At 39.1% G+C, this 20,115-nt stretch carries 21 protein-coding genes and 1 other annotated feature; all 21 genes read right to left on the bottom strand.

Annotation, left to right across the window (positions count from 1 at the left end; genetic code table 11):
- Window positions 1-10: 10 nt before the first annotated feature.
- The gene (pstB, locus tag C5L21_RS03645; protein ID WP_004901948.1) at window positions 11-781 is read right to left on the bottom strand and encodes a phosphate ABC transporter ATP-binding protein PstB; all 771 of its coding nucleotides are present in this window, start codon (window positions 779-781) and stop codon (window positions 11-13) included.
- Window positions 778-1,617 (bottom strand): phosphate ABC transporter ATP-binding protein PstB, encoded by an 840-nt coding sequence (pstB, locus tag C5L21_RS03640; protein WP_004901951.1) that lies wholly within the window; start codon window positions 1,615-1,617, stop codon window positions 778-780. The genes pstB (C5L21_RS03645) and pstB (C5L21_RS03640) overlap by 4 nt, the downstream gene beginning before the upstream one ends.
- Window positions 1,618-1,697: 80 nt before the next feature.
- Window positions 1,698-2,582 (bottom strand): phosphate ABC transporter permease PstA, encoded by an 885-nt coding sequence (pstA, locus tag C5L21_RS03635; RefSeq protein ID WP_133286042.1) that lies wholly within the window; start codon window positions 2,580-2,582, stop codon window positions 1,698-1,700.
- A complete protein-coding gene (pstC, locus tag C5L21_RS03630; protein WP_004901956.1) occupies window positions 2,582-3,505 on the bottom strand; it encodes a phosphate ABC transporter permease subunit PstC in 924 nt (307 codons plus the stop codon). The genes pstA and pstC overlap by 1 nt, the downstream gene beginning before the upstream one ends.
- An 89-nt stretch (window positions 3,506-3,594) precedes the next feature.
- Window positions 3,595-4,476: a phosphate ABC transporter substrate-binding protein PstS family protein gene (locus C5L21_RS03625; protein WP_133286041.1), complete on the bottom strand. Its 882-nt coding sequence runs from the start codon at window positions 4,474-4,476 to the stop codon at window positions 3,595-3,597.
- A gap of 97 nt (window positions 4,477-4,573) precedes the next feature.
- Window positions 4,574-5,887 (bottom strand): sensor histidine kinase, encoded by a 1,314-nt coding sequence (locus tag C5L21_RS03620; RefSeq protein WP_099045062.1) that lies wholly within the window; start codon window positions 5,885-5,887, stop codon window positions 4,574-4,576.
- Window positions 5,888-6,000: 113 nt separating this feature from the next.
- Complete coding sequence (locus C5L21_RS03615) at window positions 6,001-6,912, bottom strand: phosphate ABC transporter substrate-binding protein (protein WP_004901961.1); 912 nt, start codon at window positions 6,910-6,912, stop codon at window positions 6,001-6,003.
- 183 nt (window positions 6,913-7,095) lie between these two features.
- Window positions 7,096-7,785: a response regulator transcription factor gene (locus C5L21_RS03610; protein ID WP_100666120.1), complete on the bottom strand. Its 690-nt coding sequence runs from the start codon at window positions 7,783-7,785 to the stop codon at window positions 7,096-7,098.
- A gap of 111 nt (window positions 7,786-7,896) precedes the next feature.
- Window positions 7,897-9,042, bottom strand: coding sequence for a recombinase RecA (recA, locus tag C5L21_RS03605; protein ID WP_004901965.1), 1,146 nt, complete (start codon window positions 9,040-9,042; stop codon window positions 7,897-7,899).
- Window positions 9,043-9,172: 130 nt separating this feature from the next.
- Window positions 9,173-9,754 carry a CDP-diacylglycerol--glycerol-3-phosphate 3-phosphatidyltransferase gene (gene pgsA / locus C5L21_RS03600; protein ID WP_012305368.1) on the bottom strand — a complete coding sequence of 194 codons (582 nt, stop codon included), beginning with the start codon at window positions 9,752-9,754 and terminating at the stop codon, window positions 9,173-9,175.
- A gap of 10 nt (window positions 9,755-9,764) precedes the next feature.
- Window positions 9,765-10,637, bottom strand: a complete 873-nt coding sequence (locus tag C5L21_RS03595; RefSeq protein WP_133286040.1) for a helix-turn-helix domain-containing protein — start codon at window positions 10,635-10,637, stop codon at window positions 9,765-9,767.
- Window positions 10,638-10,651: 14 nt separating this feature from the next.
- Entirely contained in the window at window positions 10,652-11,923 is a 1,272-nt protein-coding gene (gene yfmH / locus C5L21_RS03590; protein ID WP_012305369.1) for an EF-P 5-aminopentanol modification-associated protein YfmH, read from the bottom strand.
- A complete protein-coding gene (yfmF, locus tag C5L21_RS03585) occupies window positions 11,920-13,197 on the bottom strand; it encodes an EF-P 5-aminopentanol modification-associated protein YfmF (RefSeq protein WP_133286039.1) in 1,278 nt (425 codons plus the stop codon). Before yfmF ends, yfmH begins: the two co-directional genes overlap by 4 nt.
- Window positions 13,194-14,648, bottom strand: a complete 1,455-nt coding sequence (gene cls, locus C5L21_RS03580) for a cardiolipin synthase (RefSeq protein ID WP_133286038.1) — start codon at window positions 14,646-14,648, stop codon at window positions 13,194-13,196. Before cls ends, yfmF begins: the two co-directional genes overlap by 4 nt.
- A 124-nt stretch (window positions 14,649-14,772) precedes the next feature.
- On the bottom strand, window positions 14,773-15,624 hold the full coding sequence (locus tag C5L21_RS03575; protein WP_133286037.1) for an amino acid ABC transporter substrate-binding protein: 852 nt from the start codon (window positions 15,622-15,624) through the stop codon (window positions 14,773-14,775).
- Entirely contained in the window at window positions 15,624-16,262 is a 639-nt protein-coding gene (locus tag C5L21_RS03570) for an amino acid ABC transporter ATP-binding protein (protein ID WP_004901979.1), read from the bottom strand. The genes C5L21_RS03575 and C5L21_RS03570 overlap by 1 nt, the downstream gene beginning before the upstream one ends.
- 3 nt (window positions 16,263-16,265) lie before the next feature.
- Window positions 16,266-16,907: an amino acid ABC transporter permease gene (locus C5L21_RS03565; protein WP_040177251.1), complete on the bottom strand. Its 642-nt coding sequence runs from the start codon at window positions 16,905-16,907 to the stop codon at window positions 16,266-16,268.
- A gap of 173 nt (window positions 16,908-17,080) precedes the next feature.
- Window positions 17,081-17,304 (bottom strand) — a binding site (T-box leader).
- A gap of 42 nt (window positions 17,305-17,346) precedes the next feature.
- Window positions 17,347-17,874 carry a rod shape-determining protein MreD gene (mreD, locus tag C5L21_RS03560; protein WP_133286036.1) on the bottom strand — a complete coding sequence of 176 codons (528 nt, stop codon included), beginning with the start codon at window positions 17,872-17,874 and terminating at the stop codon, window positions 17,347-17,349.
- Window positions 17,874-18,731, bottom strand: coding sequence for a rod shape-determining protein MreC (gene mreC, locus C5L21_RS03555; RefSeq protein WP_004901984.1), 858 nt, complete (start codon window positions 18,729-18,731; stop codon window positions 17,874-17,876). Before mreC ends, mreD begins: the two co-directional genes overlap by 1 nt.
- Before the next feature lie 78 nt (window positions 18,732-18,809).
- On the bottom strand, window positions 18,810-19,817 hold the full coding sequence (locus C5L21_RS03550; RefSeq protein ID WP_004901987.1) for a rod shape-determining protein: 1,008 nt from the start codon (window positions 19,815-19,817) through the stop codon (window positions 18,810-18,812).
- Between the two features lie 90 nt (window positions 19,818-19,907).
- Entirely contained in the window at window positions 19,908-20,081 is a 174-nt protein-coding gene (locus C5L21_RS09425) for a hypothetical protein (RefSeq protein ID WP_004901989.1), read from the bottom strand.
- Between the last annotated feature and the right edge of the window lie 34 nt (window positions 20,082-20,115).

Here is a 20,115-nt window from a genome sequence, read left to right as displayed (position 1 = left end):
CTTTTAGTTATTAACCAAATCGGCCACTCACATAATCTTGTGTTTCTTGTCTCTGGGGATTTAGGAAAATATGCTTTGTCGCATCTACTTCAATCAAATCACCACTTAAGAAAAAAGCAGTACGATCTGATAAACGAGATGCCTGTGACATTGAGTGTGTAACAATAATCATCGCATAATCGTTTCTCAAATTCAATAGTGTTTCTTCAATATTGTGACTTGATACTGGATCTAAGGCTGATGTTGGCTCATCTAACAATAACAAATCAGGTGAAGTTGCTAAGACACGTGCAATTGAAACACGTTGTTGCTGACCTCCTGAAAGGCCCAATGCCGATTTATGCAAATCATCTTTGACTTCGTCCCAGACAGAGGCTTGCCTTAATGCTTTTTCAACTGCTTCATCTAACACAGCTTTATCTTTAACACCAGCCAGACGCAGGCCGAAAATAACGTTTTCATAGATTGAAAATGGAAATGGGTTGGGTTGTTGGAATACCATTCCTATACGTTTACGAAGTTCAACCGTATCTGTTGTTGGTGCGTAAATGTCGGTGCCCTTAAAATCAAACGTCCCCGTAACCGTAATATTGTCTTCCAGATCATGCATCCGATTCAATGCCCGTAAATAAGTTGATTTACCTGATCCAGATGGCCCAATTAATGCAGTAATACCCTTTTCAGGAAAACTTAAATTAATACCATGCAATGCTTCTTTTTGACCATACCACAACTTAACATCACGTGTTTCCAGAATGTTGTTTTGTTTTGTCTCTGTCATCCGAAGTTCCCCGATATATAATCATTTGTTAACGCAACTTTTGGTCGCGTGAATATTTTACGTGTTAAATCATATTCAATTACTTTTCCCATATGGAAGAAAGCTGTATAATCACTAATTCGTGCTGCTTGTTGCATATTATGAGTCACAATAATAATTGTATACTTATTTTTGAGCTCCAATAATGTATCTTCCACTTGTGCCGATGAAATTGGGTCTAGTGCACTAGAGGGTTCATCCAGCAATAGAATATCTGGCTTTAATGCCAATGCACGAGCGATAACTAACCGCTGTGCCTGCCCACCAGATAATGCTAATGCCGACTTGTTCAATTCGTCCTTAACTTCATCCCATAGCGCTGCTTGCCGCAAACTTGTTTCAACAATTTCGTCTAGCTCTTGCTTCTTGGTCACCCCACGTTGTGTCAATGCAAAAGTAATATTATTATAGATTGACTTGGCAAAGGGATTTGGTCGTTGAAATACCATGCCAATATGACGACGCATTTCATAAACATCAATTGCCTTAGTATTGATGTCAACGCCACGATACATGATATTTCCTTTAACGGTCGCTACACCATCATTCATACGATTTAATGAACGTAAAAATGTTGATTTACCGGATCCTGATGCGCCAATTAAACTCGTAATCTTATAGCGTTCAAATGACAAGTCACCTTCACTCAAGGCAAGGTTATCACCATAAAATACTTGTAAATTTTTTGTTGAGATAGCCACTTCGTGTTTTTCCGCTGGCATATCATAAATAAAACGTTCTGGTGCATTTTCTGAAATAAATTCACTGACTGGTTTCAAGTCAATATTGTTAGCCATATTTTCTCCATCATGCTATTCACATCAAATAATTGTTCATAGCCACTTCATTATTAGTATCCTTACTAACCCAGCACTATTTAGGCACTTGTCAGTTTCTGATGTAACCTAGCACCAATCTTGCGCGCACTAAAGTTGAATAGTAAGACAACAATAATCAAAACAGCTGAAGCCCCCGCTGAGACTGCACTGACATCTGGCATAATACCTTCAGAGTTGATTTTCCAAATGTGAACCGCTAATGTTTCTGCTGGTCGCATTGGATTTAGTGGGCTAGAAATATTAAATGGATTCCAGTCAGCAAAATTCAAAGCTGGTGCAGATTGACCAGCAGTATAAATTAGCGCGGCAGCTTCACCAAAAACACGACCTGCAGATAGCACAACACCGGTCACAATTGATGGGACAGCCGCTGGTAAAATAACATGGATGACGGTTTCCCATCGAGACAAGCCAAGCGCTGAACCTGCTTCGCGTTGCAAATTAGGGATTTGCGCCAAGCTGGTTTCAATTGAACGCGTTAGCAATGGTAAGTTAAACAATGTTAACGCTACAGCACCAGATAGAATTGAAAAACCAAAATGAAATTTAACAACGAACAACAAGAAGCCAAACAGTCCCACAACAACAGAAGGCAAAGAACTTAGAATTTCAATTGCTGTACGAACAATCGTGGTGAATTTACCCTTACGTGCGTATTCATTCAAATAAATGGCAGCGCCCAACGCAATAGGAAAACTAATAATCATTGCCAAAATTAATAAGTAAAATGAATTAAATAATTGTATGCCAATACCACCGCCGGCTTCAAAGGCCTTTGCTGGTGATGTTAAGAAGTGCCATGACAAATGTGGCACGCCACGGACTAAAATAAAGGCAAGCATTGCAATAAGAATTAAAGCAACAATGCCGGAAATGGCATAAATAACGCCGGTGGCTATTTTATCAGCAGTTTTTGCGTTCATTATTTCATTTCTCCTCTGCGACCAATAGCGCGAACAATCAAATTAAAGACCAGTGACATCAGCAATAAAATCATAGCCAACGTCCACAAAACATTGTTTTGTAACGATCCCATCACTGTGTTACCAATACCCATTGTCAAAACAGATGTTAACGTTGAAGCTGGAGAAATCAGATTATGAGGCATCAATGCCGCATTTCCAATGACCATTTGAACAGCCAAAGCCTCTCCAAAAGCACGTGCCATACCAAAGACAATTGCTGTTAGAATACCAGGTGTTGCCGCGCGTAAAACGACTTTGTAAATCATTTGCCAACGCGTTGCCCCAATTGCCAATGCTGATTCACGATAATGACGTGGCACCGACTTCAATGTGTCGACTGTCATAGAAGTAATTGTTGGTAAAATCATAACAAACAAGACAATCGTACCAGACAAAATACCAAATCCTGAGCCACCAAAAGTTGCTCGAATAAAGGGTACAACTACTGTCAAACCAATAAAACCATAAACAACCGATGGGATACCTACCAACAACTCTATAATTGGTTGCATAATTTTAGCACCACGTTTTTGGGCAATTTCTGTCATAAACAGTGATGTCCCAATTGCAAATGGTGTAGCTACAATAGCTGCTAATAAGGTAACCAAAAACGATCCCAAGATCATTGGCAACGCCCCAATATAGGGTTGCTTAGTGTGTGGATCTATAACGGATGGATTCCAATTGGTGCCAAATAGGAAATCTTTCACGCTAACGCCATCATGTAAAAATGTTGACAATCCGCGGCTCATAACGAAAGCAAAAATCGATACAACGACTATTACAATAAGGGCTAAGGCTGCCAAACTAACTGCTCGGCCCATTGAATCTTTTTTCGTTGATTCAGATTTTTGCATCAACTTCTGTGTAATGTTATCCATTTTTTCTCCAAAGTATGACTTAGCCTATATTCAGGACTTGTGAACACAGGTATCATATCTCATGTTCTCTTCTAATTGAATCTTAAACTTTATTTTTTAACTAATTGGCCATCTAATTGTCGCGTTACATGCATATCGTGAATTGAAATATAGCCCAGCTCTGGCACTAGTGTCTTTTGTACTTTCTTTGACATTAAGTAATCTAAAAAGCGCGCGACTTCTTTATTAGGTCGACCCTTCGTATAAACATGCTCATAAGACCAAATTGGGTACCTACCGTCAATAACATTTGCATTAGTAGGGGCAATGTTATCTACTGAAGGTGCAGTGACTGAACGATCAATATAACCAAACGAAGCATATGAAACGGCTCCTGGTGTTGTTGCAACAATGGAACGCACCATACCAGAAGAATCTTGTTCTTGCGCGGAAAGGCTTTGCGCGCCACCTAGTCCCCACTTTTCAAAAGTGGCACGTGTCCCCGAACCAGCTGCACGGTTAATAATGACGATGTTTATATTTTTGCCACCTACCTGCTGCCAATTGGTTACTTTACCTGTGAAAATGTCACGTAACTGATTTGTGGTTAAATTACTAACACCATTGTCTTTATTTAGCAATGGCGCAATACCGACAACAGCTACTTGATGATCAACTAATTTTTTAGCGTCAATACCAGCTTTTTCTTCTGCAAACACATCAGAATTACCTAAATCAACTGCACCTTGTGCAACTTGACTTAAGCCCGTACCAGTACCACCACCTTGTACGTTAATGAATGTGCCTAGGTTCTCCTTTGCATACTCTTCGCCTGCTGATTCAACAAATGGCTGCAACGCCGTTGAACCAACTGCTGTGATAGATGTGCCAGAATTTCCTTTGTCACGTGTTGCATAAGCTGTTCCAATAGCCGCAACAATACCCACGGCTACAATTGCAGACACAATTGTTCCGCGATGCGATTTCGACATGTTCATGCCTCCCAAGATTTAACTACTACTCCTCTATTATCTTAAAACAATGTAAATGTCACTACGGCCTTATGTAAAGAAATCGTAAAGGAAACGTTTACAATGGCATCGTCATACTCATAACTGTCCCAACACCGACTTGCGACTGAACCTTAATCGTCCCGTTATGCTTACTGACGATTTCATTAACAATTGCCAGGCCAAGACCCGTTCCATTTGCGATTTTACGTTGTCGTGATTCATCCCCACGATAAAAGCGTTCAAATATGCGTGATTGCTGACTCGTTGGGATACCAATGCCAGTATCTTTAATATTCAATTGCCAATGTTGATGGTCCTTAAATGCTGTCACTTGAATGCTACCACCCTGAACATTATATTTCACAGCATTAACTAATAAATTCTGCAAAATTGTATTAACATCTGCGTAAATGCTATGGACAACAAAATCCCGTGGTACATCGTTTCTTAGAGTAATGGCCTTATCTGTGTAGAGTGTTCCAATTTGTTCCCATTGTTTATCAATCATGTCACTAATTGTTAATTCTTTTTGTAGTGTATCATCACGTTGCTGTGCACGTGATAAAGACAAAATATCATTCACTAACAAGGATAGTCGTTGTGCTTCGTCAGAGACAATTTGCAAGAATTGTTGCCGTGTGGTTGCATCTTCACCAGCAGGACCTTGAAGTGTCTCTATAAATCCTGTAATAGCTGTTAAAGGTGTTTTTAATTCGTGTGACGCATTCGCTAGAAAGTCAGACTGCATACGCTCAATTTGAAGAACAGTTGTTAAATCATATAAAATAATCATGACTTCAGCGTGCTGAACATCGCCTTTTTGATAAAATGTGCTCACTTCATACTGTTTCATACCGTTGTCAACTGCCAAATTTAAGATCGCTTGCTGGTTTTGCTGGGTATTAAAAGTTTGAGTAATTAGCTCTGATAAGGCAAATTGGCGAATTACTAAGCTCTCAGCAATAGGTGTTTCAGGACGATCTACAGCTAATAAATCCGCTGCTGTTTGATTAAAAACATCGATAATATGCCGCCGGTTAACATGAATAACGCCAACCGGTAAACTAGTTAATAAAGATTGATAATTTGCTAGATCACGTTGCATCGTCGATTGCATATGTTTAACATAACTTTGCAACTGGTTAAAGGCATTGATTAAATCATAGTAGGGTGATTGTGGTTCAGCTAATACACCACGTGGCTCTTCATTATTTTGAGTCGCTAACATGCGGTTTGTCATAACATCTATTTCACGTTGTCTTCGCCCATTCCAAAAAAGTGAGACAGCATATTCGCCAATAGTTGCTAAAAAAATCGCCAATAATAAAAGAAGCCATTGTTTAACACTGAGATGAAATAACAACACGCTAAACAATAAAATGACGCTCATATTCACACATAAAAAACTCAAAAATTTTAGGCTATTTTTTTTCATCTAGTCTTTACCTCATTTATATCATAACAAAAAAGCTCGCTATCGCGAGCTTTGTTAATTTGAATCTTTTAATTATTTGTAACCTTACCAGCAGCGTCACGAGTTACCTTCATATCAGTTAAGCCGATATAACCCAACTTAGGAACTAACGTCTTTTGAACATCTTTTGTCAAGAAATAGTCTAAGAATGCTTTAGTTGTTCCTGTTGCAGAACCCTTAGTGTACATATGTTCATAAGCCCAAATTGGCCATGAATTATCTTCGACATTTTTCTTATCAGGAGTTACTTTATCAATATTCAGTGCCTTGATACCTGAAGCATCTAGGTAAGCAAATGCTAGGTATGAGATAGCACCAGGTGTTGTTGAAACAATCTTTTGCACCGTACCGTTTGAATCTTGTTCTGTTGTCTTAATGGCTGCTTGCCCGTTTAAGACATTCTTTTCAAAGACCGCACGTGTGCCTGAACCAGTTGCACGGTTAATCACAACAATTTTTTCATCTTTACCACCAACTTCTTTCCAGTTAGTGACTTTCCCTGTGAAGATATCGCGTAACTGATCTTTTGACAAGCTAGATACTTGTACTTCAGAGTTAACAACTGGAGCAATACCCACCACTGCTACCTTATGATCTTGTAGTTTTGATGCGTCAACACCAGACTTTTCTTCAGCAAAGACATCTGAGTTACCGATTTGGGCTGACCCACTTGAAACTTGACTCAAACCAGCGCCTGAACCGCCACCCTGAACCGTAATTGTAGCACCAGGATTTTTTTCTTGGAAAGACGTTGCAACTTGTTCAGCTAATGGCTGCAAAGCTGTTGAACCTAAAGCAAGCACTTTACCACTAACTTTAGTTGTTGCACTTGATGATGTTTTAGCACCACTATTACCTGAATGATTGGCACTACTATACAACGCGAAACCCGCTGCGATTACAACGACACCGCCTACGATTCCGACAACTGTTTTGTTCATGAGTGATTCTCCCTTTGACTAGGCTTCAAAGAAGCGTATGTAGTGTAAACAGGGGTTGTAGTAGAGGCTCTTGGGTGCCTGTCCTTGCTTACAAGTTATATACTACATACCTTATGTCAAAGAATCCCCATCAAAAGTGTTGTCGTTATGTAAATGTTTGTAAAAACGTCTTTACATAACGACTTACACAACTAATGTATAGCCAAACCCACGAACCGTTTTTAATAATTGTGGCGATTTAGGATTGGTTTCGATTTTTTCTCTTAAATTACTGATATGCATGTCAACCATTCGACTTTCACCAGTGAATTCATAACCCCAAACAGCTGTCAAAATTGTTTCTCTGTCGATTACCCGTCCAATTCTGTGAGCAAAATAAAGTAATAACTCATACTCGCGGGGGGTTAAAGTTAAAATCTGATTGTCCCTAGTCACAACTTTTTTGTTATCGTCAATGACGACATTTTGAACCTTAATGACATCTGATTCAGCCAAAACTTGATGATCTACCTGTGAACGACGAAGAACAGCTTTGACACGTGCCACCACTTCACGTGGACTGAAAGGCTTAGTAATATAATCGTCTGCGCCCAATTCTAATCCGAAAACGCGATCAAATTCGTCGCCCTTTGCAGTAACCAAAATAACTGGCGTACTCACTTTATCTTGACGTAAATTTTTTAATAACGTCATACCATCAATGACCGGTAACATCAAATCCAACAATATAGCGTCAAAACTTTCTTGTTTGGCTAAATCATAAGCTGTTTGGCCATCAGAAGCTACCGTGACCTCATAACCATTTTCTTCCAAATTATACTTTAACAACGTTGAGATTGCGATTTCATCATCCACTACTAAAATTTTTGCCATGATTTCCAGACACACCTTTTATGGCGCGCAGTCCTTCCAATTCTTTACTTAATTGCATTGTAACAAAAAAAAAGGAAACGCCCTAGCGTTTCCTTTTATTCTTTACAGGAATTATACAATTGGCTCATCTGTCAAGTCATCTGTATCACTAACAAGTTCTATCGTTTCAGAGCCTTTTTGCTTGTCTGCAGTCGTCTCATCGGATTCGGCTGTTTCACCATCACCTATACCAAAAGCATTGCGAACTTTTTCATAGATTGTTTGTCGCATATCGGCATTTTCTGGATCATCCAAAAATTCTTTTGCCTTTTCACGGCCTTGACCAATTTTCACATCGTCATAGTAGTAAAAAGCGCCAGCTTTGCGAATAATTTCTTGTTCTGCACCTAAATCTAAAATTTCACCAGTTTGAGAAACACCTTTGCCATACATGATGTCAATTTCTGCCACTTTAAATGGTGGCGCAACTTTATTCTTTACAACCTTCACCTTAGTGAGGTTACCTGTAACATCCGTACCATCTTTAATTTGAGTTGAACGACGAACTTCAAGTCTAATGGTTGAATAGAACTTCAGCGCGCGTCCACCAGGTGTTGTCTCAGGATTACCAAACATCACACCAATTTTTTCACGAATTTGGTTAATAAAAATAGCAATGGTTCCTGTGCGATTTAAAGTCCCAGCTAATTTACGAAGCGCTTGACTCATTAATCGTGCTTGCAAACCAACATGCGAATCACCCATTTCACCTTCAATTTCAGCTCGAGGTACAAGGGCTGCGACTGAATCAACAACAATAATATCGACCGCACCTGATTGTACTAGCGCATCAGCAATTTCTAAGCCTTGTTCGCCAGTATCTGGTTGTGATAGCAGTAATTCATCTTTTTGTACGCCCAATGCCTCAGCGTACTTTACATCTAAAGCGTTTTCCGCATCGATATAAGCTGCTGTACCACCAGCCTTTTGCACTTCAGCCACCGCATGTAAAGCTAAAGTTGTTTTTCCAGAGGATTCTGGTCCATATATTTCAATAATTCGGCCTTTGGGATAACCACCAACACCTAACGCAACATCTAGCTTAACTGACCCAGAAGGATAAGTCTCAATTTGCGTCAAAGCATTGTCACCTAAAACCATGACTGAACCCTTACCAAAATTTTTCTCAATTTTTTTTAAGGCTTCATCTAAAGCGGCTTTTCGGCCTTTAGCTTGGCTATCTTTATCATCTTTTTTAGTCGTCTTTTTTGTGACCATGTGTGGCTACTCCTTTTATCTTACTTCATTAGTTTACCTGTTTATGACAGTAAAAGCAAGCAAATAAACGAACAATTGTTCGTTTATGTTCCCCTTTATTTTATTAGACGAAAAAAGCGCTATTAGCGCTTTACATACCATCAGAAAAAACTGCTCTATTTTGCCAAAAATAATCTACACCTGAGTAGATGGTGAAAACAACGGCAATCCACAATAATATGCCACCAACAGGCACATGTACAAAAGTGAATGGCATGTCTTTGAGATACAAAAATAAAATGGCAAACATTTGAGAAAATGTCTTAATTTTTCCAGGCATCTGCGCTGCCAACACTTGCCCATTATTTTCAACAATCAATGTCCGTAAACCAGTTATCGCTAACTCACGAATTATAATAACTGCCGTCATCCATGCTGGTACAACATGGAAACCCGTTAAAAATATCAACGCTGTCATTACCAGTAACTTATCTGCTAAAGGATCAGCAAATTTACCAAAATTAGTAACAAGGTGTTGACGTCGCGCAATTTGGCCATCCAAAAAGTCAGTAAACGCTGCCACTGCAAAAACAATTGCCGCAATTAGCCAATTAACTGGTAAATGTACAGATCCCATATTAATGACCGACCATTGATAGGGTACGGATAGAATAAGAATGAAAACTGGGATTAAAACAATCCGAAAAACTGTTAATTTATTAGGGAGATTCATCATTGCCTCTTTACTTATTTAAGTTAATTAACACATTCCAAAACGGTGTCGCAGTATTAATTACTGATATTTTTTGATCGTCAAGCGTCATTACTGCGTTGCCAACATTTGTAAATTGAACATTGACAGCATTCGTTCCACTAGGCACAGTAATTGACTTATTTGTGGTAACCATCTCATTAAACAAAATATTTTGTCCCACTGTCACCTTAACATTCGTTCCTGTGCCTTGACCGTTAATTTTGATAGTATGCGCCGTATTATTTTGTCCAGAAATATTATAAATTGTTGTTTGTAACGCCGTATTCTGCTCTGGCGTTCCTAAATTCAAGGCTGGCTTAGCCGGCTTTTTTTCTTTTTGACTTGACGATGAAGCAGCTGTGCTTGATGATTGTGATGCTGGCACCGTTGATCTTGACACTGAGACATTGCCACTGTCATTTGACTGCTGCTTGCCTTGTGTTAAGTGTGTCAAAGCAAACCATACCACAATTAACCCAATGACCACTAATAAAATGACCCAAATCGTTGGTAACAAGTTTGATAAACGAGATTTTGTGGATAATTGTGTATCATTTCCTGCACGCACAATACCGTCATTATCTCGGTGCGCACGACTCAAATCATTTGTTCGTGAAATTGAAGCTGGGCGTGTTTCTCCCAATAAATCTTCAGGATTCAAACCCATGGCTAACGCGTATTGCCTAATAAAGGCGCGCACATAAAAGTCCCCTGGTAAGACACTGAGATTATTACTTTCAATGGCTTCAAGGTAACGTACTTGAATTTTTGTAATCTGTTGGACATCATCCAAAGACATATTTTTAGCTAGACGAGCAGCTTTAAGTTGTTCCCCTATTTGATTCGTTAAAGTTTCACTCATAATTTTCCCAGTTATTATTTCTTCAAGATAAAGCGCTGTAGTGTAACATTTTGATAGATTTTGTTAGCAAAGTCTAATATGTCGGTATATGTTAGTGCTTGAAGTAACATAATTTTATCAAACAAGTTGTGATTGAATAAGACGTCATCCCCTCGTAACGCTATACTTTCCAAACTATTGAGACGCTGAATACCCTCACCCAGCGTTGCCCGCTTTAAGGATTCAAACATTGACTCTTGTCCTGACAATATCGCTTTATAATTTTCAATCTGATTTTGAATAGCTGCTGTTAAAGCTTCATATTCCGTCGTTTCTGAAAAAAAACTAACAAATTGATAATCACGGATTATATCAAATGATGTCTCAAATTCAGTATCGATAATACCTTTATTATACAGGTTTTGATACCAATCTGTCTGCTCTCCAAACATCATATCGGCTAAAATATCAGCTATTAACCCTGCTTTGGTACCATCCATAGACTTCAAATTAGTATTTTCTAGACGAATACCCAAAGCAATCTTAGGTCTCACCACATTGAAATGTTTGATTTCTGTGACTTTAGTTGGTATTTCAAGTTGATCAGCTAGACTATCGACTTGAATATCTTCAATACTTTTTTGCGCTTGATTGTCACGAATTAAAGCCAGCACCGTTTTTGGCTCAAAATGACCAACAATTTGTAATGTTAACTGCTTTGGTTGGTAAAAAGCTTTGTGAATATTATATAACAATTGCGGTGTGATTTTTGAAATCGTCTTTTGTGTTCCCGCAATGTCATCAGCCAATGGCGACTTAGGATACAGTATTTGCAATAATCCCATGTATACAATCCAGTTGGGGTCGTCTTCATACATTTGTATCTCTTGTCCAATAATGCCTTGTTCCTTGGCAATCGTTTGCAGACTAAAATATGGTGTTTGAACAAAATCTAGTAAATGGACCAAAGATAATTCAAAATTATCAGTCGTGGAAAAAAGATAACTCGTTTGATAAGCTGTTGTGAAAGCATTGGCATCAGCACCTAATTCTCCGAAACGTTTAAAAGCATCCTCGCTTTCTTTTTCAAAAAGCTTGTGTTCCAAAAAATGAGCCGTACCAGAAGGAATATCAATCACTTCTGAATTATTGATTTTAAAATGACGATCTAATGAACCAAATGGCGTTGTCAATACGGCGAAAGTCTTGTGGTAATTCTCTTTTGGTATCATGACCACTTTTAAGCCATTATCTAGCGTTTCAGTTAATACATGTTCTTGTAATTGTTGATAGTGTTGTTCTTTCATTCGACTGCCTCAGGCAATAATGTAAATCGCGTTTGTAAAACAACTGCTTGCGCTAGCTGTGCGACATCTTCCACAGAAACTGCCATAATGGCGTTAACCCATTCATTTGTTGGCGTTTCACGTCGTGTTAATAATCTTGAGAAAGCCAAGGTCATTTCACTATTAGGTGAATCTTGTTGACTTAAATAATCATTGACAACACTCGTTTTAATGGCTTCGAGAATTTCTCGTTTGATATTTCCTTGCTTAATGGCCTGAAGTTCTGCCTGTATCATGTGATCAGCTAACTCAACTTTATCAGAGGCCAGTCCGGCGGCTACTGTTAAAAAGCCTGTATCATGCTGCCATCGTGAATAAATAGTGTAGGCTAACGACGATTTTTCACGTACATTTGCAAATAATTTGGACAAAGGTGATCCACCAAATAACGCATTCAAAATAACTGCTGTAAATCTTTGAGGATCGTCTGGCGCTAAACTCAACTGGTAAGCTAACATCAAGACAGCCTGTGTTAAGTTAGCTTGCGTTTCAGTAATTTCAACCGTAGCTGGGCGCAGACCCTGCCTATAAAATGGTTGAAGCGGTTGCTGTGTACGAGAATGAAGTGGCCATTTATCTAAGAGAGGTAGAATGTCGGTTTCAGACACATCCCCAAATACAATAATATTAATTTCGTCTGATGTCACCATACTTTGATAAGCACTATACACACTAGCCGGTGTTAACGCTTTAACATCTTCAACCGTCCCTAATGTGGGCCGTTGCATTGCGGGTAAACTATAAGTTAATTCTCTGAGTTTTAGTGCTGCATAACGTTTTTTATCGTCAATTAAGCCATCGATTTCGTTGATTAAACTTTGCTGCTCTTGCAGGAACACAGACTGATTAAAAGCTTTGTCAGTAACAAGGGGCTCAAAAATCATGTCGCGCATAAAATCAAAAGCATCAGTTAATAGATGATATCCTGCATCCGCAGAATTGAGATAAATGGGCGCTGGCATTTGTAATTGATAGCGAATATGGTGTGTCTGACCAAAACGCGTGACATCTGTTTGATATTGTGCACCATATAAATCAATGGTCTTTTGCGCCACGGCTTGTTGATTGGGATATTTTTGGGCACTAACCGCTGTTAAGTACGTTAAAAGTGCCCTAGCCGAAGTTGTGCTTGCTAACAAAGGTGCTGCAAAATCGACGGCAATGTTTAGTGTTTTAAATTGTTTTGTGGGCATCACAACAAGGTGCACCCCTGGTTTAAGTTGTATTTTTTTCATAGTATTGGTGAGAATAAACGACTGAATTTTTGTAATATAGTCATCCAAATAGACTGTTCCTCATAATCGACAGTTGTTAACTGTGTTGATTGTGATACATCTTGTTCAAAAAGCGCTTCAAGTTGTCCAGCAAACGCTGGGTCATACATAAAAGCGTTGGTCTCAAAATTCAAGGCAAACGATCGAATATCCATATTCGCTGAACCAACTGTGGCAATTTCATGATCAATGATAACAACCTTACTATGCAAGAAGCCACCATCATAACGATAAACTTCGGCACCTAAATCAATTAATTCCTTCGCATAATACTGCGTTGCACGATACACAAAAGGATGGTCTGGGCGGTCGGGAATCATTAGGCGTACACGTACACCTGACATCACAGCAATCTCTAATGTCTCTAAAATAGCCGCATCCGGAATAAAATATGGTGTTTGAATTGTTATTTCTGTTCGAGCTGAAGCAAACATTCGCATAAATCCCTGCTTAATTTGCTTCATGTCATTATCTGGCCCACTCGATACAATTTGAACCATTGAACGGCCAGGTAATGTTGATATCACTGGAAAATACTGTGTTGTTTTAACTAACAGCTCATTAGTCTCGGCTGTGGCATTCCAATCCATTAAAAAACGACTTTGTAAAGACAGGACTGCATCACCATGAATACGCAAATGCGTGTCTCGCCAATGACCAAATTTTTTGAATTGACCAAGATATTGATCGCCCACGTTAAAACCGCCAATATACCCTATCATACCATCAATAATGGCTAACTTACGATGATTTCGAAAGTTAAAACGTAGTGTTAGCAATTGAAACGGTCTCATAAGAAATGATGTAGCGACACCACCGGCTAGCCTTAAGCGTTTATATAACCGTCTGTGCTGACCATGTGAGCCAAATTGATCAAATATCACGCGAACTTCAACGCCTTCTTGTGCTTTAGCAGTCAATAAATCAATCAATTGATTGCCTATATGATCATCATAAATTGTGAAATACTCAAGATGAATATGATGTTTGGCTTGTCTAATATCTTCGAACAGCGCCGCAAATTTATCTTGGCCATTATTATAAACTTTAATATCGTTTCCACGTGTTAAAACAGCCTCATCGGATGACAAAAATAAATTGACTAGCTCTGACGCAGCATCTGGAACAGGTAGCAATTGTTCAATTTTTTGTAATTGTTGCCTTTGGTTGTCAGCAATCTGTTCTAACCCACGTTGTTCTTGGGTTCGCAAACGAAATATTTTCTTATTGGAAATACGACTGCCAACTAGAAAAAAAATAAAGAAGCCAACAACCGGCATCGTTATTAACACTAATAACCAAGCCCAAATTGTTGCAATATCTCTTTTCTGACTGAATACAGTCACGATGGCACCGAGGGTATTGACGATTAAAAGCAAAATCACAATTATCCACAATGAATCTCTCAGCATTTGTCACCTCTCGACTCTCAACTCATAATACTACTAGTTTAACATTTTTCAGACATTCATGACAAAATGATCGTTATTTTCTAAAGAAAAAATCAAAGCTATTGTTTAGCTTTGATTTTGTGTTTTAATTAGCAAACCATTTGTTTTCAATTTGTTGTAAACGGCCATCTTTTTTGAATTGTGTTAAAGCTTTATTAACTGCTTCACGCAACTTATTATCCGATTTTCTGAAACCAACTGCTGTCATATCAACAGGAAATGCGCCAACAGTCACAGTATAATCTTTAGGGTTTGGCTGATGGGCCACATAGTAACGCGCATAATCTTCATCAATGAGTAATCCATCTATTCTTCCAGCATTTAGATCGTTAAATGCTTTATCAAAAGTATCATAACCAACAACTTTTTGGTCTTTAACGTACTGTTTTAAAACATCAGGGTATTTATTAAAGCCCTCATCACCACTCGAAGCCGTTTGATCTCCTAATACTTTACCTTTCATGTCTGAAAAGCGATTAATATTATTTTTCTTTAATGTCACTAAAACTTGTGTTGCCCGATGATACGTGTCAGAAAAAGCCACCTGTTTAGCGCGCGCCGTCGTCTTAGTATAACCATTCCAAATCGCATCAATGTTGCCCGTGTTTAGTTCAGTTTCTTTCATAGACCAATCAATAGGTTGCCACTTAACTTTGATATCCATGTTTTTAAACACTGCATTTGCTAGGTCAACATCAAACCCCACAATGTTACCTTCTTTGTTTCTAAATCCCATTGGCACAAAGGTATCATCTAATCCGATAGTAATTTGTTTTTCTTGCTTAATACGCTGCCAATCATCTTTTTGCGCTGTAGCTTGCATGTCTTTGTTCTGCTTATTACCAACGCCAAGGGACAGAATTGCCCAAATAACAATGGCTAAAAAAGCTAAACCAACCAACGTGTTCACAATGATTTTACGTTTCATACTGACCATTATCGTTTCACCTCCGTTGCAAAGTCGAATACACGATCAGACACTAATTCGGCAAAGAATTGATCATGTGTAATAATCATCTGCGTCACACCTTGTTGTTTTAATGTCTTAACAACCTCAGCCACTTGACGTGTTGACGCTTCATCCAACCCACTCGTTGGTTCATCATAAGCCAAAATCTGCGGTTGCATCGCTAGTGCTCGCGCAATCGCCACTCGTTGTTTTTGCCCGCCCGATAACTGGAAAGGGTAGAGAGCAACTTTATCGCTCATACCTAATGTTTCCAATAATTGTTTGGCTACTTGTCTTGCTTCGCTTTTCGATAATTTCATAACACTAATCGGTGCCAAAGCCACATTGTCTAAAACTGAATAATTTGGAAATAAGTTAAAATCTTGAAAGATGAGGCCCACTTTCGCATCAGATCTAGAACCATCGACTGCTAGCACGTCATGATTTAGTTTAATTTCACCACTGTCAGCTGTTTCTAAGCCAGCTAATATTTTAATTAGGGTTGTTTTACCAATACCTGATGGGCCCACAATACTCAAGACTTCACCATCTTGAACAGTTAAATCTAATGATTTAAAAATCGTGTTATCAGCATATTTTTTTGTTAAGTTTTTAATTTCTAACATCAGTTACCTCCAAACATTCAAACGACTTTCACTTTGTTTTAGCAACACAGTCACAATTGCCGTCATCAACAGATAAATCATGCCGACTAATAGATAAGGCACTAGCGTAACATCTCTACTTGCAGCAATGTTCCCAGCCCGCAGAATATCACCCAAACCAATAACATAAACTAACGACGTATCTTTCACCAGATTGATAATCTCGTTTCCAAAAGATGGTACAACAATTTTAATAACTTGTGGCAATATAATCTTAAAAAAAGTTTGTACTTTATTGAGCCCAAGAACCTTAGCCGCATCATATTGACCACGGGGTACCGCTTGTAGCCCCCCTCTGAATATTTCGGCTAGATAAGCGCCATAATTAATAATAAAGGCAATAGCAGCAGCTTCAAATCGAGGAAATGTAATACCCATCATGCCTAAACCATAATAAACAAATATGAGCTGAAGGAGTAATGGTGTCCCTCGCATAATCCATATGTAGCCATTAATTAGCCAACGAATTGTAAAGTACTCCGACTTCATACCTAGGGAAACAATAATTCCTAGTGGCACAGACCCAACAATTGTTAGAAAAAACACCCCCAGTGTCATTTTCAAGCCTGATAATAAGCTGGGTAAAATATTGAGGAAATAGTTCATTTTTTTCTCCTTATCACATTTAAATATTATGTTATATATTAAAAAAGCCCTCTTGCAAAATATTGCAAGAGGACGCTCGAGCGTGGTGCCACCTCATGTTCTGACCTTGCTCACACAAAATCACTTACTCAGTCTTTGTCATAGTAGCAAAAACGCCCTCCGAGTATCACTACTCAGAGGGCGTTACCGCGGTGCCACCTCTTAAATGTATTAACCATCACTGATAATACCTCAATAAGTCCAAAGACTGTATGCGATAACGGGCACTTCCGATGCAGCCTACTTCAATTCAACTACATACTCACAGATGTGGTTCATCTGAATAATTTATTTGCTCACACTAACCGCAAACTCTCTGAAAAATTAATCAAACTACTCTTCTGCTCAACGTTTTTAATATTGACAATAATATATCCTTTTTATGCCAACTTGTCAAGTCCTATCTTAAAAACTGAAAAAGTGACCAGACAGGATAATAGCCAACTGTGGCAATTATAGTATTTAGTATTACCGTGGGCAACACTTCATACATAAGAAAAGTGGCAACACTGACATTGGCAATCCCAATGACAAAGCCAGCAAAGTAAGTTATCAACAAATAGACGACTAGACTGATGAGAAAGATTGTTGCCCCACTTAATAAGCGTTCATCTAATACTCGCTTAAGTTGTTTCATTAAAGCTGTCGCGGCAACAAAGGCTACTGTGTAGGTCCCAAAAATGCCAGTATAATACATATCAAATAAGATACCCACTAAGACAGTGTAAAGCCAGAACGGTAGATCCGCCTCAACGTCAAACTGCACACCGTAAAATAACCAAATTAAAGTCGTCACTGGTAAAACATGCCAAGGAAAAGCAGTAAAAATACCGCCCATACCAGCCATCAAAGCGCCATCAACAAAAAGAAGTAGTACAAGTAAAACGGGATAAACAACCCTTAGCCGTGTTATTTGCCAAAATGCCATTATTTTGCTCCTAACTGAGATACAGCAACCATAACCGTGGTAATATTGCCCAAATCAGCTGCTGGTTCAATATATATACGTTTTGACAAACCGTAGTCGTCCTTTGTCACACGCGCAACTTTACCCACGTACAGTCCAGCAGGTATCACACCACCTAAACCAGACGTTTCAACCAAATCACCTGATTTAATTGTGCTATCTGAGGTAACCTGTCCCATAATTAATTGATTTTTCTCTCGATTAAATCCAGTCACAATACCATTAACATCGCCACTACCACCCTTAATCGTGATGGCAAAGCGATTAGCATCTTCACTGGTGTCTGAAATTAAAGCCACTTTTGCATTTGTTGTATTGACTTCGCTAATACGACCAATAATTCCAGCACCTGACAACACTGGCATACCTTTTTTTAAGCCAGTGTTCGTGCCTTTATTAATCACTAATTGTGACTGCCAAGTTGTTGGTGAACGACTAATTGTCACAGCAGAAACTGTTTTATAGTCGGTTAAAGTCGCCTGTAGCCCTAATTGTTTTTTCAGTGATCGATTTTCTTCTTCAACGGTTTGTAGTCGCACCTTATCTTGCGCAAACTGGTCGAGCTTTGACTTTAACGTGCGGTTTTCTTCAAAAGTATCTAATAAATTACCGATACTATTGGCTGTTCGCCCAATTGCTGTCGTAGGTACCGCAATAATACGACTGACTCCCCCAGCCAAATCGTTACCAAAACGTTGAATAAAAGGCGGTGTGTTGGTACGTTTTGCTAACCAGTTAGAACCTGTGATTAATCCGATAATCACAATAAACGCAATAATCATTGTCACAACGGTACGTGAAGAAAATATTTTACGCATGTTGTTGTCCCCTTTTTCAAAAATAAAAGCGTAGCGCCAGCCGCCACGCTAATGTTAATTCTTTATCTTAATAAATGATTAATTTTGACGCATAACGTCGATTGACTTCAAGGCTTCGCCTGTGCCAATAGCTACTGCATCTAATGGTTCGTTTGCAATCAAAACTGGTACCTTCGTTGCTTCTTGAATAATTTTATCCATATCACGCAACATAGCGCCGCCACCTGTTAACACCATACCATGATCAATGACATCAGCTGCCAATTCAGGTTGCGTGGATTCCAAGGTTTCGCGAATAGCGATAACAATCTCTCTGACAGGCTCTTGAATCGCCATAGCAACATCTTCAGCAGTCACATCAATTGTCTTAGGTAAACCAGTTAACAAATCTCGACCACGCACGGAAGCATCTGGTAATGTGCGTGCAAGCGCCAGTGACGCAGCGCCAATTTCTATCTTAAGGCGTTCAGCGGTTGGCTCGCCAATTGTTACATTGTACTTATTCCGTACAAAATTGGCAATTGATTCGTCTAATTTATCTCCGGCAATACGAATCGAACGACTCGACACAATACCACCCAAAGAAATAGTAGCGACATCAGTAGTACCGCCACCCATATCCACCACCATTGAACCAGTAGGATCCATTACAGGTAAACCTGCACCAACAGCAGCGGCAAATGGTTCTTCAATAACATAGGCGTCGCGTGCGCCGGCCACACGGGCGGCATCAATCACGGCGCGACGTTCAACAGCTGTCACACCTGAAGGTACGCCAACTGTAACGTATGGTTTACCGATACGTCCACCAAGTGCCTTTTGAAGGTAGTACCGAATCATTGCAACAGTTGTATCATAGTCTGCAATAACACCATCACGCATTGGCCTAATAGCTGCGATACTAGCTGGTGTACGGCCGAGCATGTCTTTTGCTTCAGAGCCGACAGCTACAACCTCATTGGTTTGCGTATTACGTGCAACCACTGAAGGTTCTCGTAGTACAATGCCTCGCCCTTCAATATATACGTATGTGTTGGCAGTACCAAGATCGATACCGACGTTTCGTTGTCCAAATGAAAATGCCACGACGCTGCCCCTTTTTACTTTTTAAAATATGCATATCTTAAAAATGCTTAACTTATAGTATTGTAGCATAAAAATCGACGATATTGCCGACTAATTTACGCGAATATATTTAACATGACCCTGCTTACTTGCAACGCCTCTTATTTTATTTTGAGACGGAAAGTCACGCCAAACTTTTTGAAAGGCGGGAAAGGTTTCTGGCGTAATGGCTAATTCGTCAATTTTACCATCTCTCAAATCATTTAATTGTTGTTCATAATCCATAATTTTACCTCACAATTATTATACAACATTTTCT

Source organism: Leuconostoc citreum (assembly GCF_004354555.1).
GTDB classification, from domain to species: domain Bacteria; phylum Bacillota; class Bacilli; order Lactobacillales; family Lactobacillaceae; genus Leuconostoc; species Leuconostoc citreum.
The sequence above is the reverse complement of the archived record's forward strand: the minus strand, read 5'-3'. Positions and strand labels throughout refer to the sequence as shown.

Coding starts and splice junctions, on each gene's coding strand:
- pstB (WP_004901948.1), bottom strand. CDS start 781: ATGACAGAGACAAAACAAAACAACATTCTGGAAACACGTGATGTTAAG.
- pstB (WP_004901951.1), bottom strand. CDS start 1,617: ATGGCTAACAATATTGACTTGAAACCAGTCAGTGAATTTATTTCAGAA.
- pstA (WP_133286042.1), bottom strand. CDS start 2,582: ATGAACGCAAAAACTGCTGATAAAATAGCCACCGGCGTTATTTATGCC.
- pstC (WP_004901956.1), bottom strand. CDS start 3,505: ATGGATAACATTACACAGAAGTTGATGCAAAAATCTGAATCAACGAAA.
- C5L21_RS03625 (WP_133286041.1), bottom strand. CDS start 4,476: ATGTCGAAATCGCATCGCGGAACAATTGTGTCTGCAATTGTAGCCGTG.
- C5L21_RS03620 (WP_099045062.1), bottom strand. CDS start 5,887: ATGAGCGTCATTTTATTGTTTAGCGTGTTGTTATTTCATCTCAGTGTT.
- C5L21_RS03615 (WP_004901961.1), bottom strand. CDS start 6,912: ATGAACAAAACAGTTGTCGGAATCGTAGGCGGTGTCGTTGTAATCGCA.
- C5L21_RS03610 (WP_100666120.1), bottom strand. CDS start 7,785: ATGGCAAAAATTTTAGTAGTGGATGATGAAATCGCAATCTCAACGTTG.
- recA (WP_004901965.1), bottom strand. CDS start 9,042: ATGGTCACAAAAAAGACGACTAAAAAAGATGATAAAGATAGCCAAGCT.
- pgsA (WP_012305368.1), bottom strand. CDS start 9,754: ATGAATCTCCCTAATAAATTAACAGTTTTTCGGATTGTTTTAATCCCA.
- C5L21_RS03595 (WP_133286040.1), bottom strand. CDS start 10,637: ATGAGTGAAACTTTAACGAATCAAATAGGGGAACAACTTAAAGCTGCT.
- yfmH (WP_012305369.1), bottom strand. CDS start 11,923: ATGAAAGAACAACACTATCAACAATTACAAGAACATGTATTAACTGAA.
- yfmF (WP_133286039.1), bottom strand. CDS start 13,197: ATGAAAAAAATACAACTTAAACCAGGGGTGCACCTTGTTGTGATGCCC.
- cls (WP_133286038.1), bottom strand. CDS start 14,648: ATGCTGAGAGATTCATTGTGGATAATTGTGATTTTGCTTTTAATCGTC.
- C5L21_RS03575 (WP_133286037.1), bottom strand. CDS start 15,624: ATGGTCAGTATGAAACGTAAAATCATTGTGAACACGTTGGTTGGTTTA.
- C5L21_RS03570 (WP_004901979.1), bottom strand. CDS start 16,262: ATGTTAGAAATTAAAAACTTAACAAAAAAATATGCTGATAACACGATT.
- C5L21_RS03565 (WP_040177251.1), bottom strand. CDS start 16,907: ATGAACTATTTCCTCAATATTTTACCCAGCTTATTATCAGGCTTGAAA.
- mreD (WP_133286036.1), bottom strand. CDS start 17,874: ATGGCATTTTGGCAAATAACACGGCTAAGGGTTGTTTATCCCGTTTTA.
- mreC (WP_004901984.1), bottom strand. CDS start 18,731: ATGCGTAAAATATTTTCTTCACGTACCGTTGTGACAATGATTATTGCG.
- C5L21_RS09425 (WP_004901989.1), bottom strand. CDS start 20,081: ATGGATTATGAACAACAATTAAATGATTTGAGAGATGGTAAAATTGAC.